General features: G+C 64.9%; 23 protein-coding genes. 13 read left to right on the top strand and 10 right to left on the bottom strand.

Annotated features, from left to right (window positions below; genetic code table 11):
• Positions 1–31: 31 nt before the first annotated feature.
• Entirely contained in the window at positions 32–832 is an 801-nt protein-coding gene (locus AB431_RS24960; RefSeq protein WP_047333785.1) for a lysophospholipid acyltransferase family protein, read from the top strand.
• Here the strand turns inward: AB431_RS24960 and AB431_RS24955 are convergent, their stop codons facing one another.
• Together AB431_RS24955 and AB431_RS24950 are read right to left on the bottom strand one after the other, a co-directional pair.
• Positions 833–2,260, bottom strand: coding sequence for a wax ester/triacylglycerol synthase family O-acyltransferase (locus AB431_RS24955; protein WP_047332198.1), 1,428 nt, complete (start codon positions 2,258–2,260; stop codon positions 833–835).
• Between the two features lie 226 nt (positions 2,261–2,486).
• Complete coding sequence (locus tag AB431_RS24950; RefSeq protein ID WP_047333784.1) at positions 2,487–3,698, bottom strand: CaiB/BaiF CoA-transferase family protein; 1,212 nt, start codon at positions 3,696–3,698, stop codon at positions 2,487–2,489.
• A gap of 215 nt (positions 3,699–3,913) precedes the next feature.
• On the opposite strand from AB431_RS24950, the gene AB431_RS24945 reads away from it, so the two are divergent.
• The gene (locus AB431_RS24945) at positions 3,914–5,377 is read left to right on the top strand and encodes an aldehyde dehydrogenase family protein (RefSeq protein WP_082135958.1); all 1,464 of its coding nucleotides are present in this window, start codon (positions 3,914–3,916) and stop codon (positions 5,375–5,377) included.
• Between the two features lie 16 nt (positions 5,378–5,393).
• Positions 5,394–6,242 carry a mycofactocin-coupled SDR family oxidoreductase gene (locus tag AB431_RS24940; protein ID WP_047332196.1) on the top strand — a complete coding sequence of 283 codons (849 nt, stop codon included), beginning with the start codon at positions 5,394–5,396 and terminating at the stop codon, positions 6,240–6,242.
• Positions 6,243–6,245: 3 nt separating this feature from the next.
• On the opposite strand, the gene AB431_RS24935 is transcribed toward AB431_RS24940, so the two are convergent.
• Positions 6,246–7,376: a cytochrome P450 gene (locus AB431_RS24935; RefSeq protein WP_082135957.1), complete on the bottom strand. Its 1,131-nt coding sequence runs from the start codon at positions 7,374–7,376 to the stop codon at positions 6,246–6,248.
• A gap of 353 nt (positions 7,377–7,729) precedes the next feature.
• On the opposite strand from AB431_RS24935, the gene AB431_RS24930 reads away from it, so the two are divergent.
• Positions 7,730–8,722 carry an alpha/beta hydrolase family protein gene (locus AB431_RS24930; RefSeq protein ID WP_047332195.1) on the top strand — a complete coding sequence of 331 codons (993 nt, stop codon included), beginning with the start codon at positions 7,730–7,732 and terminating at the stop codon, positions 8,720–8,722.
• Between the two features lie 9 nt (positions 8,723–8,731).
• Here AB431_RS24930 and AB431_RS24925 read toward each other — a convergent pair whose 3' ends face one another.
• The 3 genes from AB431_RS24925 to AB431_RS24915 all read right to left on the bottom strand — a co-directional run bounded on the left by AB431_RS24925 (position 8,732) and on the right by AB431_RS24915 (position 11,416).
• Entirely contained in the window at positions 8,732–9,337 is a 606-nt protein-coding gene (locus tag AB431_RS24925) for a cysteine hydrolase (RefSeq protein ID WP_047332194.1), read from the bottom strand.
• Positions 9,334–10,338 (bottom strand): aromatic ring-hydroxylating dioxygenase subunit alpha, encoded by a 1,005-nt coding sequence (locus AB431_RS24920; RefSeq protein WP_047332193.1) that lies wholly within the window; start codon positions 10,336–10,338, stop codon positions 9,334–9,336. Before AB431_RS24920 ends, AB431_RS24925 begins: the two co-directional genes overlap by 4 nt.
• A gap of 154 nt (positions 10,339–10,492) precedes the next feature.
• Positions 10,493–11,416 (bottom strand): TIGR03619 family F420-dependent LLM class oxidoreductase, encoded by a 924-nt coding sequence (locus AB431_RS24915; protein ID WP_047332192.1) that lies wholly within the window; start codon positions 11,414–11,416, stop codon positions 10,493–10,495.
• A 64-nt stretch (positions 11,417–11,480) separates the two neighbouring features.
• Between AB431_RS24915 and AB431_RS24910 the strand changes: the two genes are divergently transcribed.
• Positions 11,481–13,091, top strand: a complete 1,611-nt coding sequence (locus AB431_RS24910; protein ID WP_047332191.1) for an NAD(P)/FAD-dependent oxidoreductase — start codon at positions 11,481–11,483, stop codon at positions 13,089–13,091.
• A 4-nt stretch (positions 13,092–13,095) separates the two neighbouring features.
• Positions 13,096–14,202 carry an alpha/beta hydrolase gene (locus tag AB431_RS24905; protein WP_047332190.1) on the top strand — a complete coding sequence of 369 codons (1,107 nt, stop codon included), beginning with the start codon at positions 13,096–13,098 and terminating at the stop codon, positions 14,200–14,202.
• On the opposite strand, the gene AB431_RS24900 is transcribed toward AB431_RS24905, so the two are convergent.
• Complete coding sequence (locus AB431_RS24900) at positions 14,190–14,798, bottom strand: TetR/AcrR family transcriptional regulator (protein WP_047332189.1); 609 nt, start codon at positions 14,796–14,798, stop codon at positions 14,190–14,192. The two genes, AB431_RS24905 and AB431_RS24900, sit on opposite strands and share 13 nt — an antisense overlap.
• 37 nt (positions 14,799–14,835) lie before the next feature.
• On the opposite strand from AB431_RS24900, the gene AB431_RS24895 reads away from it, so the two are divergent.
• From AB431_RS24895 to AB431_RS24885, 3 genes are read left to right on the top strand one after another with little or no spacing between them, the layout of a single operon-like run.
• Positions 14,836–15,882, top strand: a complete 1,047-nt coding sequence (locus tag AB431_RS24895) for a phosphotransferase (RefSeq protein ID WP_047332188.1) — start codon at positions 14,836–14,838, stop codon at positions 15,880–15,882.
• Positions 15,879–16,253 (top strand): nuclear transport factor 2 family protein, encoded by a 375-nt coding sequence (locus AB431_RS24890; RefSeq protein WP_047332187.1) that lies wholly within the window; start codon positions 15,879–15,881, stop codon positions 16,251–16,253. The genes AB431_RS24895 and AB431_RS24890 overlap by 4 nt, the downstream gene beginning before the upstream one ends.
• Complete coding sequence (locus AB431_RS24885; protein ID WP_369803090.1) at positions 16,217–17,332, top strand: TIGR03857 family LLM class F420-dependent oxidoreductase; 1,116 nt, start codon at positions 16,217–16,219, stop codon at positions 17,330–17,332. Before AB431_RS24890 ends, AB431_RS24885 begins: the two co-directional genes overlap by 37 nt.
• A 56-nt stretch (positions 17,333–17,388) precedes the next feature.
• On the opposite strand, the gene AB431_RS24880 is transcribed toward AB431_RS24885, so the two are convergent.
• Entirely contained in the window at positions 17,389–17,970 is a 582-nt protein-coding gene (locus AB431_RS24880) for a TetR/AcrR family transcriptional regulator (RefSeq protein WP_047332186.1), read from the bottom strand.
• A gap of 3 nt (positions 17,971–17,973) precedes the next feature.
• On the opposite strand from AB431_RS24880, the gene AB431_RS24875 reads away from it, so the two are divergent.
• On the top strand, positions 17,974–18,624 hold the full coding sequence (locus AB431_RS24875) for an SDR family NAD(P)-dependent oxidoreductase (protein ID WP_047332185.1): 651 nt from the start codon (positions 17,974–17,976) through the stop codon (positions 18,622–18,624).
• Positions 18,625–18,630: 6 nt separating this feature from the next.
• On the opposite strand, the gene AB431_RS24870 is transcribed toward AB431_RS24875, so the two are convergent.
• Complete coding sequence (locus AB431_RS24870) at positions 18,631–20,130, bottom strand: acyl-CoA carboxylase subunit beta (protein ID WP_047332184.1); 1,500 nt, start codon at positions 20,128–20,130, stop codon at positions 18,631–18,633.
• A gap of 62 nt (positions 20,131–20,192) precedes the next feature.
• Between AB431_RS24870 and AB431_RS24865 the strand changes: the two genes are divergently transcribed.
• The 3 genes from AB431_RS24865 to AB431_RS24855 all read left to right on the top strand — a co-directional run bounded on the left by AB431_RS24865 (position 20,193) and on the right by AB431_RS24855 (position 23,736).
• Positions 20,193–21,221, top strand: coding sequence for an LLM class F420-dependent oxidoreductase (locus AB431_RS24865; RefSeq protein WP_047332183.1), 1,029 nt, complete (start codon positions 20,193–20,195; stop codon positions 21,219–21,221).
• A 100-nt stretch (positions 21,222–21,321) separates the two neighbouring features.
• Entirely contained in the window at positions 21,322–22,602 is a 1,281-nt protein-coding gene (locus AB431_RS24860; protein ID WP_047332182.1) for an HNH endonuclease signature motif containing protein, read from the top strand.
• Between the two features lie 42 nt (positions 22,603–22,644).
• Positions 22,645–23,736: an alkene reductase gene (locus AB431_RS24855; protein WP_047332181.1), complete on the top strand. Its 1,092-nt coding sequence runs from the start codon at positions 22,645–22,647 to the stop codon at positions 23,734–23,736.
• Here the strand turns inward: AB431_RS24855 and AB431_RS24850 are convergent.
• Entirely contained in the window at positions 23,709–24,197 is a 489-nt protein-coding gene (locus AB431_RS24850) for a DUF2834 domain-containing protein (protein WP_047332180.1), read from the bottom strand. The two genes, AB431_RS24855 and AB431_RS24850, sit on opposite strands and share 28 nt — an antisense overlap.
• Positions 24,198–24,268 lie beyond the last annotated feature (71 nt).

Here is a 24,268-nt window from a genome sequence, read left to right as displayed (position 1 = left end):
GTGATGTCGGGTGCACGGGAGGTGTTCACCTATCGACACCGTCGAAGGTCGATTCAGTGGTGGGTGGGACGCGCGGTCGGCGGAGCAACTGATCGGCGCCCTTGCACCATGGAGCAAGCGATACTTCCGCTGGGACGTGCGGGGTCTCGACTCCTTCCCGTCGGCGGGGGGTGCTCTGCTGGTCTCGAATCACTCGGGCGGCATGATGACCGCGGACGTACTGATCTTGGCGTCGGCGTTCTATTCGCATTTCGGCTACGACCGCCCGTTGTACACGCTCGGACATGACGCACTGTTCGCCGGACCGCTGGCGCACGTCATGTCGCAGTTCGGCCTGATACCTGCTGACCGTCAGACTGCCATCGACGCCCTGCGTACCGGCGGTGTCGTGTTGGTGTTTCCCGGTGGCCTCCACGACGCCTACCGGCCCACTCGCCAGTCGAATGTCATCGACTTCAACGGGCGGACGGGTTACGTCAAACTTGCTGTCGATGCCGGCGTTCCGCTCGTGCCCGCTGCCTCGATCGGGGGACAGGAAAGCCAACTGTTCCTGACGCGCGGAACGTGGTTGGCCAAACGGCTGGGGTTGTCCCGCTTCCGGGCTGACATTCTCCCGCTCACGATAGGAATTCCGTTCGGCTTGAGCGCCATTCTTCCGGTCAACATTCCGCTACCGACGAAGATCGTCACCGATGTGCTTGCCCCCGTGGACATCGCCGGTCAATTCGGTGACGAGCCGGATGTCGGCGAAGTCGACGTCCATGTGCGTGGACTGATGCAGGCCGCGCTGGGCCGTCTGGCCGGCGAACGTCGGTTTCCGGTGTTGGGCTGACTACCACGATGCCCTGGCGGGCGCCATGGCATCGTCAGCGGGCGGCACGACGTCCAGAAGTCCGACAGCGTGGCATATTTCAGCGTAAGCGTCGCTCATCGCGTCAGTGATCTCATGGGTGTCTCGTACGGTGATGTCGTCTGCGATGATCGATATGTTGAGTTGGTGCACGTAACTCCACACGGTGATGTTGACTCCGCATCCCGGTGGGAGCGGGCCGACGGAGTAGATCTCCGTGACGGGGCAACCGCCGAACCGGCCGCGTTTCCGTGGGCCGGTGACGTTCGAAATCGGCAGGTTGAAGAGCCGGTTGCGGGATTGTCGTTTTGCTACCCAACGAAATGCGGGCGGCGCTGCGGGCGGCGGGAGATAGGTCACCAGGCGGCCGAACAAGTCCGGCCCGAGCAGCTCGTAGTTTTCCTTGGCGATCGTGGTGCTCGTCTTGGCCAACCGCACTCGTTCGAGCGGATCATCGATGTGGACCGGAAGCGACACCGGCATACCACTGAGTTGGTTGCCCGCAATGCGTTGGGAGGACTTATCCGTACTGGCGAGGACGGATGCGACCAGTGGTTGGTCGGCGCCATTGTCGTAGCGCAGGAGAAGTCGTCGCAAAGCCCCTGCCGCCGTTGCCATGACGAGATCATTGATCGTGATCTGCAGGAGTTTGGCACAGTTCTTGACGTGCGAAACGGGCAGCGTGCAGCTGGCGAATGTGCGTGTGGGAGAGACGATGTGGTTGAGGAAGGTACGGGGTGCGTGCAGCGTTCGGGCGAGGTCGGGCGGCTCATCACGCTGGTGGGCACGATGCCGCATTCGCCGGTACCCGGACACGGCCGTAGCCGCGACTTCCGGTAACTCTGCAATCAATCTCAGATGGTCACGCCCCGCGGCCTGCAGCAGTTCACGCTTCGTCGGGCTCAGGCAGGAAAGGTCCGAGCAATTCGGCTCCACCACATCAGAATCCATCAGGCGCGCGAGCAGATTGGCTGATGCCACTCCGTCGGCCAATGCGTGATGAAGTTTACCGATCAGCGCCACTCGATGGTCGGCGAGACCCTCGGCGAAATAGAATTCCCACAATGGTCGCCGACGATCCAGGGGAGCGGAGGCGATTCGGCCGATGAGATCGTCGAGTTCGCGTCGACCGCCCGGACTCGGCACCTCGACTCGTCGCAGATGGTAGTCCAGATCCACATCGCAGTTCTCCAGCCACATCGGGTGATGCACCCGAAATGGGATGTCGATGAGTACGAAACGCAATGGATCGAGCAGGTGTAACCGGCTGGCCAGTATTCGTCGGAAATCCTCGAACCCGAACTCCTGGTGGTCTGACACGTCGACCACGGCCACTTTGAGGGTGTGGTTGTGCAGATTGGGCGTCTCGCTGTACAGCAGCATCGCGTCCATGCCGTTGAGGCGTCTCACACGTCCACCTCCCTCGCTTGCCACCGGCAACGATCGCCGCCACGGGCGACGACTAGAAGTGATGGCTCGAGTATGTTATCGCCGACAGCGGTATGAATACCCGATCATGACGTCCAAATATCGGACCAACTATCTGTTCCCCCGTGCGACGTTGATCAGGATGCAGAAGGGGGCGTTCCTGGTCATTTACGGGGCGGACGACTCGGTCGTTCCGGTTGGCGCGCCCCTAGGCAATCGCGCCCGACTCCTTGAGCGCCTCAATGCGATCCCAGTCGATGCCGACTTCCATCAGCACTAGTTCGGTATGCTCACTGGCCTGCGGTGCGCGAGTCGTTTCCAGCGGCTCGTGATTGAACTGCACCGGCCCGCGCACCACTTTGAACGGCGCCCCGCCGTCGGCGGCGTCCACCTCGACAATCATGTCGTTGGCGACGGCCTGCTCATCGGAGGCCAGATCGACGAGGCTCTGGAACGGCGCCCACTGGCCCTTCATCGTCTTGAGGTGCTGGCGCCAGTACTCGAACGGCTTGGCGGCGATCGCCTCGGTGATGAGTCGGACCCCTTCTTCGGCGTTCTGGATCAGCGGCATCACCTCGGAGAACCGGGGATCGTCGGCGAGCTCGGGCAGACCGAGGTGCTCCCACGTATCGCGGATATAGCCGGTCGGACTGACGATGCACAGGTTGATCGTGCCGCCATCGGAGGTCAGGTAGTTGGCCATGAACGGGTTGACCGATGTCGTGGTGCCGGGCATCAGCGACCGCATGGTCTCGCCGGTTTCCATGCCCTGGGTGACGCTGGCGCCCGCCGCCCACCAGGCGGTGCTCAGCAGGGACACGTCGAGTTCGACCGCTTCGCCGGTGCGTTCCCGGTGGAACAGCGCCGCGGAGATGCCACCGGCGATGTTCATCCCGCCGATGGAATCGCCGAACGCCGGAATGCCCTGCGGCAGAGCACCACCGAGCTCCTCGGGCGTCAGGGCATGGCCGACGCCGCTGCGGGTCCAGAACGCGGTCCCGTCGAACCCGCCGACCAGACGCTCGGGTCCCTTGTCGCCGTAGGCACTGCCGCGGGCGTAGATGATGTTCGGGTTCACCGCGCGAATGTGCTCGATGTCGAACTTGTTCTTCTGGCGCTGCGCAGGCATGTAGTTGGTCAGGAAGACGTCGGCGGTCTTGGCGATCTCGTAGAGCACCTCCTGGCCCTCCGGCGTCGTGACGTCGATGCCGACGCTGCGCTTGCCGCGGTTGGGATGCTCGATCAGCGGGTGCCGGTTGGGGTCGAGCTGGAATCCGCCCATGTTGATGAAGCCGCGCTGGGTGTCGCCGCGGACCGGGTGCTCGACCTTGATGACGTCGGCGCCCCAGTCGGCCAGGATCGCGCCGGCCGCCGGTACGAACGTGAACTGTGCGACCTCCAGTACCCGGATGCCGTCCATCACCTTGATCAAGTCCAGTCCCTTTCGCCCGGCGGTGGTAACCACATTCTCACACCCCGGCCGCCGTGGGCGAGCGAATCAGCCCAACGCCACCGCAGAATACTACTGTAACCTTTACAGTTGACCGTCCCAGAACAGAAGGTGGTGCGTCGGTGGGCCAGCAGGATACGAGCGTCGAGCTGGGGTTGCGCGCGGCGGGAAGGGCCGAGCCGCGGATGCTCATCGACGGAAAGTTGTGCGCGGCGGCCGACGGTACCGAGTTCGACAACGTGAGTCCGGCCACCGGCCGGGTGCTCGGGGTCACCGCCGCCGGCGGCCACGCCGACATGGAACGTGCGATCGCCGCGGCGAGGCGGGCGTTCGACGACACCGACTGGTCCACCAATCGAGAACTGCGCAAGCGCTGCCTCGCTCAGCTGCAGTCCGCGCTGGAGTCGGAGAAGGAAGAACTGCGCGAGGAACTCGTCGCCGAAGTCGGCTGCCCGGTGATGTCGACCGGTGACGCTCAGCTCGAGTGGCCACTGGCCGACTCGTTGCGCTATCCGAGCCGGCTGATCGACCAATTCGACTGGGAGCGAAGGCTTGACGGCGGTGGAATGTTCGGGGAGCGCAACGTGCGAACCGTCGTCAAGGAGCCGGTCGGCGTGGTTGCGGCCATCACGCCGTCGAATTACCCGATCGAAGTAATCCTCAACAAACTCGGCCCTGCGCTGGCCACCGGCAACACCGTCGTGCTCAAGCCCGATCCGAACACCCCGTGGAACGCCACCCGCATCGGCCGGCTGGTCGCCGAGCAGACCGACATCCCGCCCGGCGTCCTGGGCGTGGTGCCCACGCCCGACAACGCGGTCGCCGGACTGCTGGCCACCGACCCGCGGGTGGACCTGGTGTCATTCACCGGATCCACTGCGGTCGGCAAGCAGTTGATGCGCGACGGCGCCGAGACGATGAAGCGCACGTTCTTGGAACTGGGTGGCAAGTCCGCCCTGATCGTGCTCGACGACGCCAACCCGGCCCACGTCATCGGCGGAGCCGTGGGGGTGTGCGTGCATGCCGGCCAGGCTTGCGCGCTGACCACCCGGCTGGTGATTCACGAATCGCTGTACCCCGAGGCGCTGGCCGCCATCACTGCCGCTTATCAAGCCGTGCCGGTGGGCGACCCGGCGCTGCCGGACACGTTCGTCGGTCCTGTCGTCAGCGCGAAGCAGAAGCAACGGGTCCTGGACGCATGCGACCAGGCTCGCTGCGACGGTGCCGAAATCCTGGTTGGGGGGAGCAGTTTCGAGGGTCTGCCGGATCATCTCGCGGGCGGGCACTTCGTCGCACCCACCGTGATCGTCGGTGCCGACTCCCGATCCGCGATCGCACAGCAGGAGGTCTTCGGGCCTGTTCTGGTGGTGCTGCCGTTCCGCGACGACGAGGAGGCAATTCGCATCGCCAACGACAGCGCCTACGGGTTGGCGGGCGCGGTGCTGTCCGGGTCGATCGATCGGGGCATGTCGGTCGCGCGACGGATTCGTACCGGCTCGATCGGTGTCAACGGGGGAATGTTCTACGGTGCCGACGCACCGTTCGGGGGCTTCAAGAACAGCGGCGTCGGACGCCAGTGCGGCATCGAGGGATTCCAGCAGTACCTGGAGACGAAGACCCTGGCGTTCCGCGCGCCACGCCAGTCCTAATCGGAAAGGAAGCCCAATGGGAAAGTTGGACAACAAGGTTGCCGTCGTCTCCGGAGCTGCCCGTGGGCAAGGTCGGTCACACGCGATCGCGCTGGCCGCCGAAGGCGCGGACGTCATCATCTTCGACATCTGCGCCGACCTCGATGGCAACACGTATCCGCTGGCGCGCCCGGAGGACCTCGACGAGACCGCGCTGTTGGTGGAAAAGGAAGGCGGGCGGTGCTTCTCCGCGATCTGCGACGTCCGTGAGCGAAGTGCGGTGTGGCAGACGATCGCCGACGCCGTCGAGGAGATGGGCCACCTGGACATCGTCGTTGCCAACGCCGGCATCTGCCCGATGGGCAAGGGGCAGACCTTACAGTCATGGTCGGACACCATCGACACCGACCTGGTCGGGGTGTTCAACGTGATCCAGGCCAGCATGCCGCACCTCAACGACGGCGCGTCGGTGATCGCGACCGGCTCCCTTGCCGCCCAACTGGGCAGTGCCAGTAACCAGGGCCCCGGCGGGTCGGCCTACAGCCTGGCCAAGCAGATGGTCGCCCATTACGTCAACGACCTGTCAATCCAATTGGCCAAGAGAATGATTCGGGTCAATGCACTGCACCCGACCAACGTCAACACCGACATGCTGCACAACGAGGGCATGTACCGGGTGTTCCGGCCCGATCTGGCCTCGCCGACGCGCGACGACGCAGAGCTGTCCTTCCCCGCGATGCAGGCGATGCCGGTGCCCTATATCGAACCCTACGATGTGTCGGCCGCGGTGGTGTTCCTGGCCAGCGATGATTCGCGCTATATCACCGGGACTCAAATGCGCATCGACGCAGGCGGATTCGTCAAAGCCAAACCCTGGAAGGGCTGACCGCTAGCGGACGGCGTCGAAGGTCACCGGCAACGATGTCGGTGACCGGAACGGCTGCCCGTGGATGTGCGGGTCGTTGTCGGTCAGCAGCGTGATGTTCCTCAACCGATCCAACAGCGACTCCACGGCGACCCGGGTTTCCATGCGCGCCAGGTGTAGACCCATGCAGGTGTGCTCGCCTGCGGCGAACGAGATATGCGGCATGTGCTTGCGGAAGATGTCGAACTCTTCCGGCTTCTCCCATCGTCGCTCGTCGCGGTTGGCCGAGCCGATGCACACGTCGACCACCGAACCGGCCGGTATCGCAACACCTTCCAGCTCACTGTCCTCGGTGGCGAATCGCTGCACCGTGGTCAGTGGCGTCTCGTAACGCAGACCTTCCTCGATCGCAGGGGGGATCAGGGCGCGGTCGGCCTGCACTGCGGCCAGCTGTTCGGGATGGGTGAGCAACAGGTAGAGCAGATTGCCCGACGACCGGTAGGTGGTTTCCAGGCCGGCAGGCAACAGGAGCCGCAGGAACGAGTAGATGGCCTCGTCACTGAGTTTCTCGCCGTCGATCTCCGCGGTCACCAGATCACCGATGACGTCTTCGGTGGGCTTGGACCGGCGCTTGTCGATCTGCTGGAGAAAGTACTCCTTGAGGGCCGCAGATGCTTCGAATGCCTTCTCGTAGTTGACCGCATAGCTGATCAGCTGGACCGCCCGGCGCCGGAAGGTGGGCAGATCCTCCTCAGGCAGCCCCAGCAGCCGGGTGATGACGCGGGTGGGAAACTCGAAGGTGAACTTCCGGACCAGGTCGACCTCGCCGGCGTCGATGAACTCGTCGATCAGGGCGTCGACGATGGGCCGCACGATTTCGGGTTCCCACCGGGACAGCGATCTCGACTTGAACGCGGCCGAGACCAGGTTGCGATGCTCCCAGTGTGCCTTGCCCTCCATACCCAGGATGCTCGGCCCGATGAACAGGCCGATGGTCGAGTCGTAGATCTTGGAGTTGAACACCCTGCCATCACGGAACACCTTGTTGACGGCATCGAAGGACACCGCGGCGTATTCGTTCTTGGGCCGAAGGGATTCGGGGGTCTTGGAGTGGTCGATGACCGTGCCGCGGAAGATTCCTGTTCCGCCGCGCATCTCGGCAAAGAAGGGGTAGGGGTTGCGCAGGTAGTCGGCGGGCAGTTGCGGCACTGCGACGTCGGTGTCCTGGGTTCGGTTTCCCACGGCAGCCCCTCTGCTAGTGACCTACTGTAAATATTACAGTAGCGTACACGACTGTTGTTAGCGGCGCGACAAGTCCGCTACAGCAAACACATTCGGGAAATGTTGGCGGTAAGTCCGCATGCAATTTTCGCGAATCGTTCTGCACACTTGCGTGTGGTCAGGCAAAGTTTCGTAATTGTGCGCTGACGCACGCGTCATGGATCTGTTCGCGACCCGTCTCGAGACCAAGGAACCCAGTGATCACATCTCGCCGTCACCGTTCGACCATGAGGAGTTCGATCTCCAAACGTGCGCTCCGCCTGACTGCTGCGCTGGCTCTGCTGCCCTCCCTCTCGGCACCCGTCGCCGTTGCCGACCTGGGGCAGGGCGCCTACATCACCGACATCCAGCACATCAACGACCGCTGGGACAAGGTGTCGGTGTACTCACCCGCGATGAACACCGTCATCGTCAACGACGTGTTCAAGGCACCCAGCTCGGGTGCGCCCACGTTCTACCTGCTGCCGGGAATCGACGGCGGGAACGACCTCGACCCGGGCGGCACGATCCCTCCCGGAGGGAAAGCCTGGTTCGGGATGACGGACATCCAGGGCTTCTTCGCGAACAAGAACGTCAACGTCGTGTCTCCGTTGGGTGGTGCCTTCAGCTGGTGGACGGACTGGGTGGCCGATGGCAGCAAGCAGTACCAGACGTACATGACCCGGGAGCTACCGCCACTGATCAACAAGCAGTACCACGCAAACGGCAAGAACGGCGTCGGCGGGTTGTCAAGCACGGGTGGCACCGCCATCGACTACGCCATCCAGGCACCCGGCGTCTTCAAGGCGGTCGGCTCCTACAGCGGGTTCCCGTCGGTATCCGATCCAGATGAGGCGCAGAACATTTCGCTGACACTGTCGGGAGGCGGTCAGAGCGCCGAAGCCATGTGGGGTCCGCTCGGTGGGCCGATATGGGTGCAACACGATCCGTCGAAGAACGCGCCCAGGCTCAAAGGCGTCGCGGTGTACGCCGCCGCATCTGAAAGCGGCGGGGTGGGCGACGTCGACCGGCTTCCTGCCGGCTTCGGCCCGAACATCGCGGGCGGGTTCATCGAGCGCATCGTCGCCGACAGCACTAAGCGGTTCGCCGATGCAGCAGCGGCCGCAGGCGTTCCGATCCACTACGTGGTACGACCTGAGGGCTCGCACACCTGGGGCCTGTTCGAGTCCGAGATGCAGGAGTCGTGGAATACGACGATCGGGCCCGCATTGGGCGCATAGCGCCACCGATCACTGCCAAGCCTCGATCAGCTCGTCGGTGGTGGTGATGGTGGCCAGCAGTCCGAGCGTGTTGTCGATGATGGCCGCGCCGTACTCGGCGGGCACGCCGGCCACGGCGTCGCGCGGCAGGACGACCCGGTAGGCGGCGTTGACGGCATCCATCACCAGATTCGGGATGGCGACGTTGAGGGACACCCCGACGGCCACGATGGTCGTCACCCCGAGGTTGCGCAGGATGGCATCGAGATCGGTACCGCCCATCGGACCGAGACCGTGCCAGCGACTGAGCATGAGATCGCTTGGCTCGGGACCGAATTGGGGCAACAGCGTGGCGCCGGGGCTGCCCGGCGCGATGTCGACACCACTGGCGCCGATCGCGAACAGCTTGGCGTTGTGGTTGGCGCCCAGCCCGTCTGGGCGGCGTTGCACCAGGCAGTGCACCACTTTCACACCCGCCGCGCGGGCCACCGGCAGCAGGCGCGCAATGTTGGGCAGTGCCTCCCGCTCGGCTTCCCGGGCCAGTGTGGCCAGTCCGGCGTTCGGGCCGACGACGGCGCCCTGCAATTCCTGGGTGACGACGACGGTGTGCGCCGGGTTGACGAGTTCGGATTTCATACCGGCGTCGCCGCCGACACGTCATAGAACTGCAACGCCCACTCACGCATCGCCATATACGGTTTCGCATCGACCTTGGCCAGCGCCGGGTGCTCGACATACTTCTGGTAGCGCCAGATCTCAAGGTCGTCCCAGACCGTACCGAGGTATTGCTTCTCCACCCGTTCGCGAACGTCATCGGGCGGAATGTCACTGGTGTCGCCGGCTGTCCGCGGCCACCAGATCGAATAGAACATATTGGACACCTCGTCGTCGACCGGCGTGCAGGCGAAGATCAACCGATGGTTCGACGAGCCTTCGAACGCGCTGATCGCGAAACCGAGCCCGGAGAAGTGGCTGTGGATGCGCAGCGCCATCTTGTTCGGGTCATCGCTGCGGGCGTCCGGCCAGCCGGTGAGGAACCGCCACTCTTCGTCGACCGCTTCCCATTCCAGGCACACCGGTGTGACCGTCGCTTTGTGGACGTAGTGGAAATGCGCACTGTCCGGTCCGTTTTCGGCCACGATCTGCGGATGCACAGGCTCGTTCTCGGCGAACCGCGAGAATTCCGGGTACGGCCGGTAGTACTCGTCGGGGGCGGCGGTGAACTGTGGGAACTTGGTGAAGATATCCGGGAGCTCCCACCGCGGTGGCTCGCCGCCCGGATGGTGCCACAGAAAGATGCAGCCGTGCTGCTCGGCAACCGGGTAGGCGCGCAGCCGAAGACCTTTGTTGGGCCGGTCCGGTTGGTAGGGAATGTGGGTGTTGGCGCCGTCCGGTCCCCACCGCCAGCCGTGAAACGGACACTCGACGCAGTCGCCGACAACGGTGCCGCCGTGCCCGATGTGTGCGCCCAGGTGCTTGCAGTGTCCCTCCAGCACGTGCAATTCGCCGGAGGAGTCGCGATAGATCACCAGGTCCTCACCGAAATAGCGCAGCGACCGAACATCCCCGACGGCGTATTCCGCCGACCAGCCGATCATGAACCAGCCGGTGACCTTCCAGGTGAAGGGAACTTTCACGGGCGATCCTCCTCATCGTGAAGCGGTACTAAGCGTATTACAGTAGTGCTTTCAGAAAGAAGTCGATGAATGCACCGGCTGGTCGGCGTCAGCAACGAACTCGACGCGATTCGCCGGCTCGAGGCCGCCCGATATACCCGCACCATGCTGCGAGTCAATCGACCAAGTTGCCGGCGATGACGGCCTCGCCGAAGGCGGAGATGTATGCAACGGCCGCCGCCGGGGTGGCTTCGTCGACGTGCGCGACGGCCCAGTTCGCGCCGTACCCGGCGAGTTCACTCAGCGTGTCCTGTGCCTGGCGCAGTGAGGAGTCGTCGTCGAGGTCAATCCACGGGCAGATCACCTGAACGTCAAGGGATTCCGGGTCCCGTCCCGCGTCGGCCATCGCCTCGCGCAGCCGGCCCAGCCGGGCGCCGAACGCGGCAGCGTCCTCCGGCGCTGCCGTGCCGATCGCTGACGCCATACCCGCGGGCGCGATGAGCGGCATCCAACCGCTGCCATACTCGACGACGCGGCGTGCTGCAGCCGCCGTGTTCCCCCCGATCCAGATCGGCGGATGAGGCCGCTGCACCGGTGGCTGTAGCCACATCGGGCTGATCGCCGTGAATCCCACACCACTGACCGGCTTTTCGGGATCGGTCCAGATGGACCGCAGAGCGGCCAACGCCTCGTCGAGCAGGTGGGCACGGTCGTCGACATCGACGCCGAGCGCGGCGAACTCCGAGCGCAGATAACCTGCTCCCACACCGGCGATGAGTCGGCCGGCCGACAGGATGTCCAGGCTGCCCAACGCCTTCGCGGACAGATAGGGATTGCGGAAGGGCAGTACGAACAGGTTGGTCATCAGCTTGATGTCGGTGGTGACCCCGGCCACGAAGCTCAGCGCCGCGACGGGGTCGAGGGTGTTGTGGCCGCCGGTGCGGCGCCACTTCAACGACGGGGCGGGATGCTCGGACAGCGCGATGGCGGAGAACCCGGCGGTTTCGGCGGTCATCACGACGTCGCGGATCACATCCGGCAGGAGAGAGTCGTCGGGTGCGGTCGGCAGTTCGCTCGGATATTCCAGGGTGTACCGCATTCGCCTCCAATACTGTAATAGTTACAGTATTATCCGCCGTGAGACGAAGAGAAGGGTCCTCCGGATGGACAGTGCTGACGTGCTCGTGATCGGGGCGGGATTCTCCGGTCTCTACATGCTGCACCGGCTGCGACAGCTCGGGTTGCGGGTGCAGGTGCTGGAGAAGGCCGAAAAAGTCGGCGGCACTTGGCTGTTCAACCGGTATCCGGGTGCCCGTTGCGACATCGAGAGCATCGAGTACTCCTACAGCTTCTCCGACGAGATCCAGCAGGAGTGGGTGTGGACCGAGACCATGCCTGCGCAGCCGGAGATCGAGGCGTACCTGAACTTCGTCGCCGACCGGCTCGACCTGCGCCGCGATATCCGGTTCGACACCGACGTCACCGCGATGACCTTCGACGAAGACAGCGCGACCTGGACGCTGCAAGCCGGCACGGGGGAAACGTTCGTCGCGCCGTTTGTCGTCGCGGCCTCCGGCATCTTGTCGGTGCCGCTGGAGCCCGATATTCCGGGCATGGCGACCTTCGCGGGGGACTCGCTGTTCACCAGCCGATGGCCCGCGGGCGGGTTTGAGCTCTCGGGCAAGCGAGTCGGCGTCATCGGTACCGGGTCTACCGGCGTGCAGATGATTCCGGTCATCGCACGGGAAGTGGAGCAGCTGTTCGTCTTTCAGCGCTCACCGGCTTTCACGCTGCCGTGGGAGGTGCGCCGGTTCGAGGACGGCGAGCTCGATGAGATGAAGGCGAACTACAGCGAGATCCGGGAAGCTCAGCGTCAGCACCCGGTCGGCGCGGCGCGTCTCTCGGCGTTCTCGGTCCTGATCGACATGTTGGTCAGCCCTCCGATCAAGGCGGCCAGCCGGGAGGAGCAGTCGCGCGCCGTTGAGGAGTGCGGTGTCATGGGGGCGCTCAACTGGGGTGACATCTTCTTCGATATCGAGGCCAACCGGATGGCCACCGCGTTGTACGGAGAGGCGATCGCGCGGATAGTCGACGATCCCGCGACCGCCGCGGCGCTGGTGCCCAGCCACCCCTTCGGCTGCAAGCGGCCGATCATCGACCAGGGTTACTACCAGACCTACAACCGAGACAACGTCACCTTGGTCGACTTGCGCAAGGATCCGATCCGCACGGTCACCCCAGGCGGCATCGACACATCGACCGGGCACTACGACCTCGACGTGATCATTTATGCCACCGGGTTCGACGCGATGACCGGTGCGCTCACGCGCATCGACATACGGGGGCGGGACGGCATCCTGCTGCGGGATGTCTGGGCCAGCGAGGGTCCGCTGTCGTACCTCGGACTGGCGGTCGCCGGGTTCCCGAATCTCTTCACGGTTCAGGGCCCGGGCAGCCCGTCGGCGGCGACGAACTTCGTCACCGCGCTCGAACAGCACATCGAATGGATCGGCGACTGCATCGCCTATCTCAAAAACAACGGATATCGCACGATCGATGCGCTGCCGGAGGCGCAGCAGGAGTGGATCGAGCACACCACATCCCTTGTGGCGTCGACGGTTCTGGTCCATCCGAGCTGCAACTCGTGGTACAACGGCGCCAACGTCCCCGGCAAGAAGCGGATGTACATGGGCTACACGGCAGGAATCCCCGAGTACCGGCGCCGCTGCGACGAGATCGCCGACGGCGGCTACGTCGGCTTCAAGCTGGCGTAGCCGGATGCGGCTGAGCAACGTGCATCGGCTCGCCACCCAACTCGGTGGCGTGCTGCCACGGTCGGTGGCCGCGCTGCGAGAATCGGCAGACTGGAATCCACTGTCCGGCCCGGGTGTGCGCCAGGTAGCCGAGGTGGCACTCGACGAGCTCGTGGTCACCGGGATGACCCTGATGTCGTCGCCACCACGGATGGAGCGGCCGGTCGAGCAATATGCCGGGGTTGCGGCGGAGCTGGCCGCACTTGGCGTGACCGGTGCGCATCGTGATCCGGAACCGTTGCGAGTACGAGAGATTCGAGCAGTACGTGCGGGCGTGCTGTCCTATGAGCGGATGAGTTACGACCACGACCCGCGGCTGGTAGCCGCACTGGCGGATGGCCACGACGGCCCGGCCGGTGCCGAAGTGGTGCTGTTCCGCCACGGCGACGGTCCGAGGCCATGGTTGGTGTGGGTGCACGGCGCCGGCCAGGGTGGGATGTCGGACATCCTGGTCGCCAGGGTCGGACGCATCCACCGGGACCTGGGCTTCAACGTTGCGCTGCCGGTCCAGCCCGGGCACGGACCGCGGCGCAATCGCTGGCCGGCGTATCCCGGGACCGATCCGGTCGCCAACGTCGCGGGAATGGTGCGGGCCGTCTCGGAGGTCCGTGCGGTCATCGGCTGGATCGAGCCGGACTCGACGGCGATCGCGCTGTCGGGGTTGTCATTGGGAAGTGCCGTCGCGGCTCTGGTCGCAGGGTTGGACAAAAGGGTCGGCGCCGTCGCCCTCTACACACCGATCCTCGGCTTGAACGGAATGATCGCCCGTCATCTGCACCGGTGGGGTTCAGCGGCCGATATCGTCGGTGCTGCAATGGCATCCGACATCGTCTCGGAGTTGACGTCCGTGATCGATCCACTCGCGCTGGACCCGATACCGCCACCGGACCGGCGGCTCATCGTTGGCGCCTGGCACGACCAGATGGCGTACCGGCAGTGCGCGTTGGCCATGCACGAACACTGGGGCGGCCAGCTGTACTGGCACGACGGTGGCCACGTCGGACATCTGTTCTCGGGCGCGGTGCAGGCGCAGACCGAACTGTTTCTGCGGGAACTGGCTCAGGCGCCGTAGTCCCGCACAATCCTGGCCCGCGCGTGGTCCAATTCGGTGTCGAGGTCGAACCCGGACGGCAGCGCGACCCACTGGAAGGCGAGACCGAAGAACGCAGCAGTGATATCACTGACCGCCCGGTCCAGATCAAGGTCCCGGCGAACTGACTTATCCCGCTGTCCCTTTCGAAGAGCGGCGGCCACATTGGCGACGCCCCCGGCCAACTGCTGCTGGACCCGCTCGCGAAGTGGTGAGGTGGTCTTCATCGCCTCGAAGGTAGAGACGAACATCGCGCGCAAGACGTCGCGGTCGTGCGCATAGAGGTCGCGGATCCGGTCGATGTGAGCGAGCACCTGGTCCATACCCGTTGCCTGCGGCATGAGATCCGGACTCAGCCGGTTGACATACTCCTGCAGGAAGTCCTCCAAGATGGCTTCCTTGCCGCCGAAGCGCGCGTGAACCATGGTGCGGCTATAGCCGGCACGTCGGCCGATCTCGGCGGCGGTCGTTGCCTCCCAGCCCTTCTCGACGATCAGCTCGGCGGCGGCCTCCATGAGCCGGCGTCGGGACGTCTCGACTCGTTCGGGCTGCGTCAATCCGCGTGCGGGAGAGGGCACCCTTGCATATTAGACGGGCGACAACTATCTTGCGAGAGTGACTTCAGCGACGGCAGCGGTGCCGTCAGGCATCGACGCCGTTGACCCGGCGTGGCTCACCGAGGCGCTGCGCACGACCGTCACCGGCGTCGTCGCCGAGCAGATCGCTCAGGACAGCGGGTTCTCGTCGCTGCTGTATCGGCTGCACCTGACCGGTGACGGTGTTCCGCCGACTGTGATCGCGAAATTGGCCGCTCAGTCGGAGGCCCGCGGTGCCATGGAGCTGCTCGGCGGCTACCGCCGGGAACTGGCGTTCTACCGCGACATTGCCGGCCGCGCACCGATGGGCACGCCGCAGGTCTACACCGCACGGATCGCCGACGAATCCGCCGATTTCGTGCTGCTGCTCGAGGACCTTCAGGACTGGGAGAACGCCGACCACCTGGCGGGGCTGTCGATCGAACGAGCCCGGTTGTGTATCAAGCAGCTGGCCGGGTTGCACACTTGGTCGATGCAACCAGCGAATATCCAAGCACTGCAGGCATTTCCGGGCTTTGATATGCCCGCGGTCCGGGATCTGCTGGTGCCCGCCTTCGGGCCGGGGTGGGAGATCTACCGGGCGAACTCGGATCAGCCTGTTCCTGAAGCCGTTGCCGGCTTCGCCGAGCAGTTCACCGAGCACGCCGCCATCGCGCTCGACGGGCTGACCGAGCGGTCGATGCTGCTGCACGGCGACATCCGGGCGGACAACATGTTCTTCTCAGGTGATCGAATGAAGGTGGTGGACTTCCAGTTCGCCTGCGTCGGTGCCGGGGCTGCGGACATCGCCTATCTGGTCAGCCAGGGCTTGCCCACCGATATCCGGCGGGGCCAGGACGAGGCGCTGCTGCGCGGTTACCTCGACGACCTCGGTGACGTCGGCTACTCGTTCGACGAAGCATGGCGGCACTATCGGCTCGCGACCGGCTTCCTGATCGTGCTGCCCGTCATCACGCTCATTGGCTGGGATGCCCTGCCGCAGCGCTCGCGGGATCTGTGCCTGACCCTGACGGACCGGGCGGTGGCCACGATCGCCGATATCGACGCACTGGAGGTGTTCGGATGAGCCGCACTGCCCGCGAGGTCGTCGAGACCTACAACCTGGTGGTCTGGAACACCCGCGATATCGCTCTTGCCGAGCAGTTGCTGGGCGACAGCGTGATTCGCCACGAGGTCGGTGAAGCGGTGGTGCTCACTCATGACCAGGCGGTCAAGCGGATCGTCGACCACCTGGAGATGTTCGACGAGATCCGGTTCGACCTGAATCTCGTCGTGGCTGGCGACGACGGCGAGCATGTCGCGATCGTCTACCAGTCGCCGATGACCCTCAAAGACCGAACGCAGGTCACCGTCGGCAGCATGGAGGTCTTCCGGGTCGTCGACGGCAGGATCACCGAAGTCTGGAATTGCGGCTACAAACAAGGAGTGTGGGCGTGACGTCCGGTGGGCAGGAGCGGAGCGACATGGGCGTGACCCAGCGCGTATTGGATGAATTGGGCTACTACCTGCTGGCCGGTGCCGGTGGTGAGGGTCCGGCCACCCTGATGGATGAGGCCCGCCGCGGCGAGGAGCTGGGATTCGGCACCGGGTTCATCTCCGAACGCTGGAACGTCAAAGAGGCCTCATCGCTCGTCGGCGCGGCCCTTGCCGTCACCAGCCGGATGCAGATCGCCACGGCAGCAACGAATCACAACACGCGCCACCCGCTGATCACCGGCTCGTGGGCCACCACGATGCACCGCCTCTCCAGTGGCCGGTTCACGCTCGGTATCGGTCGCGGCATCGCGGCGATCTACGGGGCGTTCGGCATTCCGCCGGTGACCACCGCGCAGATGGAAGACTTCGCCCAGGTGATGCGGCGGCTGTGGCACGGCGAGTTGATCTTCAATCATGAAGGGCCACTGGGAAAGTATCCGGTTCTGTTCCTGGATCCCGACTTCGACGAGGACATCAGGCTCGCCATCGTCGCCTTCGGGCCGCAGACGCTGAAGCTGGGCGGCCGGGAGTTCGACGACGTCATCCTGCATACGTACTTCACCCCGGAGACGTTGGCGCGCTGCGTCAAGACGGTCAAGGATGCCGCAGAGCAGGCGGGCCGTGACCCGGCCAGCGTGCGGGTGTGGTCGTGCTTCGCGACCGTCGGTGATCACCTGCCGGAAGAACTGCGCCTGAAGAAGACCGCCGCGCGGCTGGCGACGTACCTGCAGGGCTACGGCGATCTCCTGGTGTCTACGAACAACTGGGATCCCGCTGTACTGGAACGCTTCCGCGCCGACTCGGTGGTGCAGTCCGTCGGCGGCGGCATCGACCACAAAGCGACGGCTGAACAGATCGAGCACATTGCGACACTGATCCCCGACGAGTGGCTGGAACCGTCCGCCACGGGGTCGGCGCAGCAGTGCGTTGACCGGATCCGCAAGGAGTTCGACTACGGTGCCGATGCGGTGATCATGCATGGCGCCACGCCGGACGAGCTGGAGCCCGTCGTCGCGGCCTACCGGCAGACGGTGAAGTAGCGGTCGACAGAAGGCTCGATACCGCACTCAGCGCGTTGGCGCGAGAATGTAATCCCTCAAGACAATTCGGGCGCAGGCAGCGGTAGCGTGCTCGCACCTTCCGGGCGTAACCCGTCGAAGATGATCGCCAGGTAGCGGCGCCACAAGTCCGGTGGCGGATCGGACAGACCGTCCATCACGTGCACCGGTGCGCACATCAGTAGGAAGACGTCGGTCCCGGTGACATCGGTGCGGATCGCGCCGACGGCCTGCGCGTTGGCCACGAGCGTCTCGACGCCGGCATGCACCGCATCGCGAATCGCTACTACCCGGGCATCATTCGCGCTGTATGTGATCAGGTAGGTCAGATCGTGCTGGCGTCGCTGGTCGGCTGCGATGGTCAGGAACTCCAGCAGGGCCGCGCCCGGATCTTGGGCATCCGCCAACCGGTGCACGGCGTCGGTGAGGGTGACCAGGTGCCCGCAGACGAGGGAGGCGATCAGATCCTCCTTCGAGGCGAAGTGCCGGAACACCGTGCCTTTGGCCACCCTCGCGCGACGGGCGATATCCGCGACCGACGCCTCCACGCCGCGCTCATTGAACACTTCCTCGGCCGCGGCCAGTAGCGACTCGCGGTTACGGGCGGCGTCGGCGCGCATTTCGTGACCGAACTCCTCCGGCGCGGGGCCAAGGTATACGCCACGGCGCGACGGCCGGAGCTCGTCGATATCCCGGGGGCCGAGGTGCTCCGCCTGGACATCCTCGACCCGCACTCGGTCCGCGCCGCCGCCGAGATCGCCGGCGATGTCGACACACTGATCAACAACGCCGCTGACACCGCGGGCGGCAACCTGGTGACGGGCGACCTGGATGCCGTTCGGCGGGTGATGGAGTCCAATTACTTCGGCACGCTGAACGTCATCCGGGCGTTCGCACCGGTTCTCGCCCGCAACGGCGGCGGTGCCATCGTGAACGTGCTGTCGGCGGCCGCATGGCTCACCGTGGACGGCAACACCGCCTACGCTGCGGCCAAGTCGGCCGAGTGGGGTCTGACCAACGGGGTGCGCATCGAATTGGCCAGTCAGGGAACACAAGTCGTCGGTCTTGTCCCCGGACTAATCGGCACCGAGACGCTGTTCAAATTCGCCCGCAGCGCCGGGATCGAGTTCCCCGACGGCTCCGTCACCGAACCGGCCACACTCGTCGAGCTGGCCCTCGATGGGCTAGAAGCAGGCGATATCGAGATCACTGACGCGATCGGGTGGCAGGCCAAGGCAAAGCTGGCGGGGCCGCCGCAGGCCTTCGCCCTCTGAGCGCGACTAAGGCGTGATCACCGTGCGGCTCACCGGCTCGGCGACTTCCTGTCGGCTGAAGATGCCGCGCTGCAATGCCAACACCAGTGCGTTGCGGGTTTCCTCCGGGGAGATCAGCTCGTCGAATCCGAGGCTACCCGCCGAGCGGTAGGACGCCTCGAGTTCCATGTTCTTCAAGATCTCGGTGACGTCTTCGTCCGCGTGCGAGGCACGGCTCAGCGCAGCGGCGCTCATCGCGCCCATCGTGGCCCCGGGGTAGGCGAACGTCGCCACCTGGTTGTCGAATCCGAGCAACGACATCACCATCGAGCCGAAGCCGAAGGCCTTGCGCAACGTGACATGCAGCTTCAACGTTGTGGCCGCGGTCTGAGCCGCGAACATCCTTGCCCCGCTGCGCAATACACCGTCGCGCTCGGACTGGCTGCCCGGCAGCATGCCCGGGTTGTCGGCCAGGAACACGATCGGTAGATGGAACGAGTCGGCGACCATGATGAAATGCGCGGCCTTGTCGGCCGCGTCGGAGTCGATGGATCCGGCCAGCTCGGTCGGCTGATTGGCGACAACCGCGACGGGATAGCCGCCCAGATGGGCCAGCGCACAGATGATCGCCGGACCGAACTTCGGCTGAATCTCGAACCAGTCGGTCTCGTCGAAGATGACGTCGAGAACGGTGCGCATGTCGTAGATGCTGCGGTTGTCGCGGGAGATGATGTCGAGCAGCTCCGGGGTGGGGCGAAGCCCGGCCTCCTCGTCGTACAGGCGGGTCGGGGGATACGACCATGCGCTGGAGGGGAAGTAGGACAGATACCGCCGGATGTCATCAAGCACCGCTTCGTCGGATTCGGCGACGTTGTGGATGACGCCGCTGGGCAGCGCAACTGTCGGGCCGCCGAGGTCCTCTTTCGAGATCTCCTCTCCAGTAGCCTCTTTCACGACGGGAGGACCGGCCGTGAAGATCGCACCCTGGTTGCTCATGATCGAGAAATCGCACACCGGCGCGACGAGCGCCCCGTGGCCGGCCGACGGGCCGAGGACCGCGGAAATGGTAGGCACCTTGCCCGAGCACCTGGCCTGGGCGATCAGATCGGTCGGCGTGCGGCCGTAGTGCTCGCCACCCGCGGCGCGGAAACCGGCGCCCTCCAACAACATCACCAACGGGATCTTGTTGCGCAGTGCGAGCTCGGCCAGCCGATAGCGCTTGGCGTTGCCGCCCGGCCCGATGCTGCCGGCCAGCGTGGTGAAGTCCTCGGCGCCCACCATCACCGGTGTTCCGTCGATGCGGCCGGCGCCAGCCACCAATCCGTCGGCGGCGATCTCCCCGCCGACCAGGGTGCCGAATTCCTGGAACGTTCCCGGATCGAGGAGGTGGTCGATTCGGCCCCGGGCGTCGAGCTTTCCCTTGCCATGGTGCTTTGCCAGGCGCTCGTCACCGCCCATTGAATGCGCGTGTTGGCGACGTCGACTCAGGTCGTGGAGCGTCTCCTGCCAGTCCTGTGCGTTGCTCATCGACGTGTCCTAACTATGGCGGCGTTGACCATACTGAATTGCTTACTGTAGCGTCTGCCGACATGGGCGAGGTCGGCGGTCTCAAAGTCGATCGGGGCGTGATCAGCCGGCTCGCCGGGGTCGCCGATGCGGCGCGCGAGCTGGAGCGAATCGGCTACGACGGCTGCTGGACCGCCGAGATCAACCACGACCCATTCCTACCGCTGACCCTGGCCGCCGAGCACACCACACGGATCGAACTGGGGACGTCGATCGCGGTGGCGTTCGCCCGCAATCCGATGAACGTGGCCAACATCGGCTGGGATCTGCAGGACTACTCACAGGGTCGGCTGCTGCTCGGGTTGGGCACACAGATCAAGCCGCACATCGAGAAGCGGTTCAGCATGCCGTGGAGCCACCCGGCCCGGCGCATGGGCGAATTCGTCACTGCGCTGCATGAGATCTGGGCCTGCTGGCGCGACGGCACGAAGCTGAGCTTCGATGGCGAGTTCTACACCCACCGGCTGATGACGCCGATGTTCGTCCCTGAGCCGCATCCGTACGGGTCGCCGAAAATCGTGATCGCCGCCGTCGGCGAGTTGATGACGGAGATGTGCGGCGAGGTGGCCGACGGCATGATCGCGCACGCGTTCACCACGAAACGGTATTTCGACGAGGTGACGATTCCAGCGCTGCAGCGAGGAATGGCCAAATCGGGCCGCTCGCGCGGCGACTTCCAGTTGATGGCACCGGTATTCGTCGTCACCGGTTCGGATGAGACGGAGATGGCAGCCGCTGCGGCGGCTTCGCGGAAGCAGATCGCGTTTTACGCTTCCACGCCCGCGTATCGAAAAGTGTTGGAGCTGCACGGCTGGGGTGAGTTGCAAACCGAGTTGCATCGGCTCTCGCTGGAAGGCCAGTGGGACACCATGGCCACGCTGATCGACGACGAGATCCTGTCGACGTTCGCCGTTGTCGCGCCGCTTGATGGTCTGGCTTCAGCGCTGAAGGAGCGCTGCGACGGGATCATCGACCGAGTGATGGTCGGGCTGCCCGCCTCGGCTTCCGAGGCCACCGTGCGCGGGTTCTTGGACGAGGTGCGCACCGGCTGAATTCTGTTGGGGCGCTGCTGTTTATCCACAGATCGGAGTTCATCCACAGGCTGGATTCGGCTTCGCCTTCTTGTCGGAGGCGCGACGTATTGTTTCGAACATGGGTTCGATCAATGCGGCGTTGGAGGCGCTCGACACCGCGATCGAACTGTTGGGCGCCGTCGACATCGAGGAGCTGTCCGGACCGGAGCGGTTCGCCGCCATCGAGCGACTCGAAACTGCGATTCGTCGACAGCGCGCCATCTCGCACAGTCAGATTGCCCACCTGGAGCGGTACGAGGGGTGCCCGCCGATACCGGTCGTGCTGGCTGACGTGTTGCGGATCAGCCGCGGCGCGGCACGGCGTCGGGCGCGGGATGCCGAGCAGTTGGTCCCGCGTCGGGCATTAACGGGTGAATTATTGCCCCCGTTGTTGCCGGCGACGGCGAAAGCCTGGGACGGTGGGCTTCTCGACGGTGATCACGTGCGGGTCATTCAAAAGTTCTTCCGCGACCTGCCCGATCATGTCGGCCCGGTCGCGGTCGAGAAAGCCGAACGCACGCTGGCTGGGCATGCCCAGAGCATGCGGCCCGATCAGTTGGAGAAGGTCGCTGACCGGTTGGCGATCCACCTCAACCCCGACGGGAGATTCTCCGACGAGGACCGGGCGCGCAAGCGGGGGTTTGTGTGGTGCGGTGGTCAGCGCGCCGACGGGATGAGTGTCGGCAAGCTGGTGGCCGATCCGCAGTTGCGGTCGATGCTGGAGGCATGGTTCGCCAAATTCGCTGCACCTGACACTGACGATCTGCGTAGCCATGGCCAGCGCCAACACGACGCGCTGACCGAGCTGGTTCAAGCCAGGCTCGGCGATCCCAAACTCGGTCAGCACAAGGGACTTCCGGTCACCGTGATCGTGACCACGACCCTCCAGGAGTTGCAGGCGGGCGCGGGCCACGCTGTCACGGCGGGTGGAACGATGGTACCGATTCCGGATCTGATCGGGATGGCCACGCGCGCCAACCACTACCTCGCGGTATTCGACGGGGTGTCGGGTAAGTCGTTGTGGCTCGGGCGATCCAAACGGCTGGCCTCGGCAGATCAGCGAATCATGTTGCTGGCCAAGTATCGCGGCTGCACCGCCCCGGGCTGCACCGTGCCGGGATATGGCAGTCAGGTCCATCACGCAGCCAAGGACTGGAAACACGGCGGCAACACCGACGTCGACGACATGACTCTGGCATGCAAATGCGACAACCTTCTGGTGGAAAACGACGGCTGGACCACTCGGCAACTCCCCAATGGCCAGACCGAGTGGATCCCGCCACCTGACGTGCCAATGATCGGTGGAACCAACGACTACCACCATCCTGAGCGTTTCCTGCCGAAAGACGACGATCCATAGGGACAGGGAATGAATAGGCACCCGAGGCACTTGTAGGCAAGCATGACGTTCACGCTGACTGACGACTCAGCCCTGCTTCAGCCGATCACCATCGGGGCGACCACCGCCCGGAATCGGCTGTTCATGGCGCCGCTCACGCGGTCGCGCGCGCAGTCGGACGGCACGCCGAGCGACCTGCAGGTCGAGTACTACGCGCAGCGCGCATCGGCGGGGCTGATCATCACCGAAGCCACGGCCATCTCGCAGGTCGGCACCGGCGCCTACGTCAACACCCCGGGGATCTACACCGACCAGCACCAGGAGAAGTGGGCCGAAGTCGCTTCAGCCGTGCATGCCGAGGACGGGCTGATGTTCGTGCAGCTGTGGCACGTCGGCCGGATGGCGCACCCGGACATCAGCGGCGCCGAGTCGGTGGCGCCCTCGGCGATCGCGGCGAAGATGCTGGCGCACACCCCGGCCGGCAAGAAGCCGCTGCCGGTGCCACGGGCACTGGACACCGACGAAATCGCGGGCGTGGTCGCGCAGTTCCGTGCTGCCGCGCGCCGTGCCGTCGACGCCGGTCTCGACGGGGTCGAAATCCATTCCGCCAACGGTTATCTGCTGCACCAGTTCCTGGCTGATGCCACCAACACCCGCACCGACCGGTACGGCGGATCGGCAGAAAATCGCGCGCGGCTGACCGCCGAGGTGATCGAGGCGGTCGCCGACGAGATCGGCGCCGAGCGGGTGGGGTTGCGGATTTCGCCGGGAAACGGCGCGGGCGACGTGAACGAGGTCGACACCGTCTCTGCCTATGAGGCTCTGCTGGAACGGATTTCGCCGCTCGGTCTGGCATACCTGCACGTCTTGATCAACCCGGACGCACCCGAGTTCGGAATCGTCCGGGCACTGTGGTCCGGACCGTTTGTCCTGAACACCGGCCGCGAGGTCGATACCAGTTTCTGCGAGCTGGAGAACCTCGCCGACTGGGGTGCCATCAGCGCAGCCGCGGTTGGCCGGGCCTACCTGGCCAACCCTGACCTCATCGAGCGGTTGCGCACCGGCGCCGAGCTGACCGAGCCAGACGTGGCCACGTTCTACTCGCCGGGACCCGCGGGCTATATCGACTACCCGACGCTCGCCCCGACCGCCTGAAGCGACTTTTCATGTAGCCGTTGGCGTTCGACGGTGGCCAGGTAGAACGCCCAGGCGAACGCGAAGCTGGTGAACAGGCTCGCCACGAAGTACAGCCACGGGCGGCGGATGCCGCGCCGGTAGCCGTCGACGATCGTGAACAACGGCAGCAGGATCACGTTGCCGATCGTGTAGTCCTGGCTGGCCGACGCGGCTGCCGGGTTGTCGTAGCCCAGGGTGATGAACTGCCACCAGCTGCCGGCTCCGGTGAACACGTTGCCGGTGCCGTCGGCGTACTGGTGGACGAACTGGATGTTGAAGTACCAGCCCAGCACTATCGAAGCGATGCCGACCAGGTAGTAGAGGATCTCGAGCGCGCTGACCGCGGGGCCGTCAGCCGGCCGGCGAAAGACAGCCGAATTGGACCCGATGATCCATCCGATGACGAGAACTGCCAGTACTGCATGAACGAGGAGCGTCATGGCTTCGTAACTGTAGTGAACCTTGGTCCAGGTTTTGTCAATTTTGACAATTGCTTTTGCGGTACGTTACC

Source organism: Mycobacterium sp. EPa45, assembly GCF_001021385.1.
Taxonomy (GTDB): domain Bacteria; phylum Actinomycetota; class Actinomycetes; order Mycobacteriales; family Mycobacteriaceae; genus Mycobacterium.
The sequence above is the reverse complement of the archived record's forward strand: the minus strand, read 5'-3'. Positions and strand labels throughout refer to the sequence as shown.

Coding starts and splice junctions, on each gene's coding strand:
- AB431_RS24950 (WP_047333784.1), bottom strand. CDS start 3,698: ATGGACGGCATCCGGGTACTGGAGGTCGCACAGTTCACGTTCGTACCG.
- AB431_RS24945 (WP_082135958.1), top strand. CDS start 3,914: ATGCTCATCGACGGAAAGTTGTGCGCGGCGGCCGACGGTACCGAGTTC.
- AB431_RS24940 (WP_047332196.1), top strand. CDS start 5,394: ATGGGAAAGTTGGACAACAAGGTTGCCGTCGTCTCCGGAGCTGCCCGT.
- AB431_RS24935 (WP_082135957.1), bottom strand. CDS start 7,376: ATGCGCGGCGGAACAGGAATCTTCCGCGGCACGGTCATCGACCACTCC.
- AB431_RS24930 (WP_047332195.1), top strand. CDS start 7,730: ATGAGGAGTTCGATCTCCAAACGTGCGCTCCGCCTGACTGCTGCGCTG.
- AB431_RS24925 (WP_047332194.1), bottom strand. CDS start 9,337: ATGAAATCCGAACTCGTCAACCCGGCGCACACCGTCGTCGTCACCCAG.
- AB431_RS24915 (WP_047332192.1), bottom strand. CDS start 11,416: ATGCGGTACACCCTGGAATATCCGAGCGAACTGCCGACCGCACCCGAC.
- AB431_RS24910 (WP_047332191.1), top strand. CDS start 11,481: ATGGACAGTGCTGACGTGCTCGTGATCGGGGCGGGATTCTCCGGTCTC.
- AB431_RS24905 (WP_047332190.1), top strand. CDS start 13,096: ATGCGGCTGAGCAACGTGCATCGGCTCGCCACCCAACTCGGTGGCGTG.
- AB431_RS24890 (WP_047332187.1), top strand. CDS start 15,879: ATGAGCCGCACTGCCCGCGAGGTCGTCGAGACCTACAACCTGGTGGTC.
- AB431_RS24880 (WP_047332186.1), bottom strand. CDS start 17,970: ATGCGCGCCGACGCCGCCCGTAACCGCGAGTCGCTACTGGCCGCGGCC.
- AB431_RS24870 (WP_047332184.1), bottom strand. CDS start 20,130: ATGAGCAACGCACAGGACTGGCAGGAGACGCTCCACGACCTGAGTCGA.
- AB431_RS24865 (WP_047332183.1), top strand. CDS start 20,193: ATGGGCGAGGTCGGCGGTCTCAAAGTCGATCGGGGCGTGATCAGCCGG.
- AB431_RS24860 (WP_047332182.1), top strand. CDS start 21,322: ATGGGTTCGATCAATGCGGCGTTGGAGGCGCTCGACACCGCGATCGAA.
- AB431_RS24855 (WP_047332181.1), top strand. CDS start 22,645: ATGACGTTCACGCTGACTGACGACTCAGCCCTGCTTCAGCCGATCACC.
- AB431_RS24850 (WP_047332180.1), bottom strand. CDS start 24,197: ATGACGCTCCTCGTTCATGCAGTACTGGCAGTTCTCGTCATCGGATGG.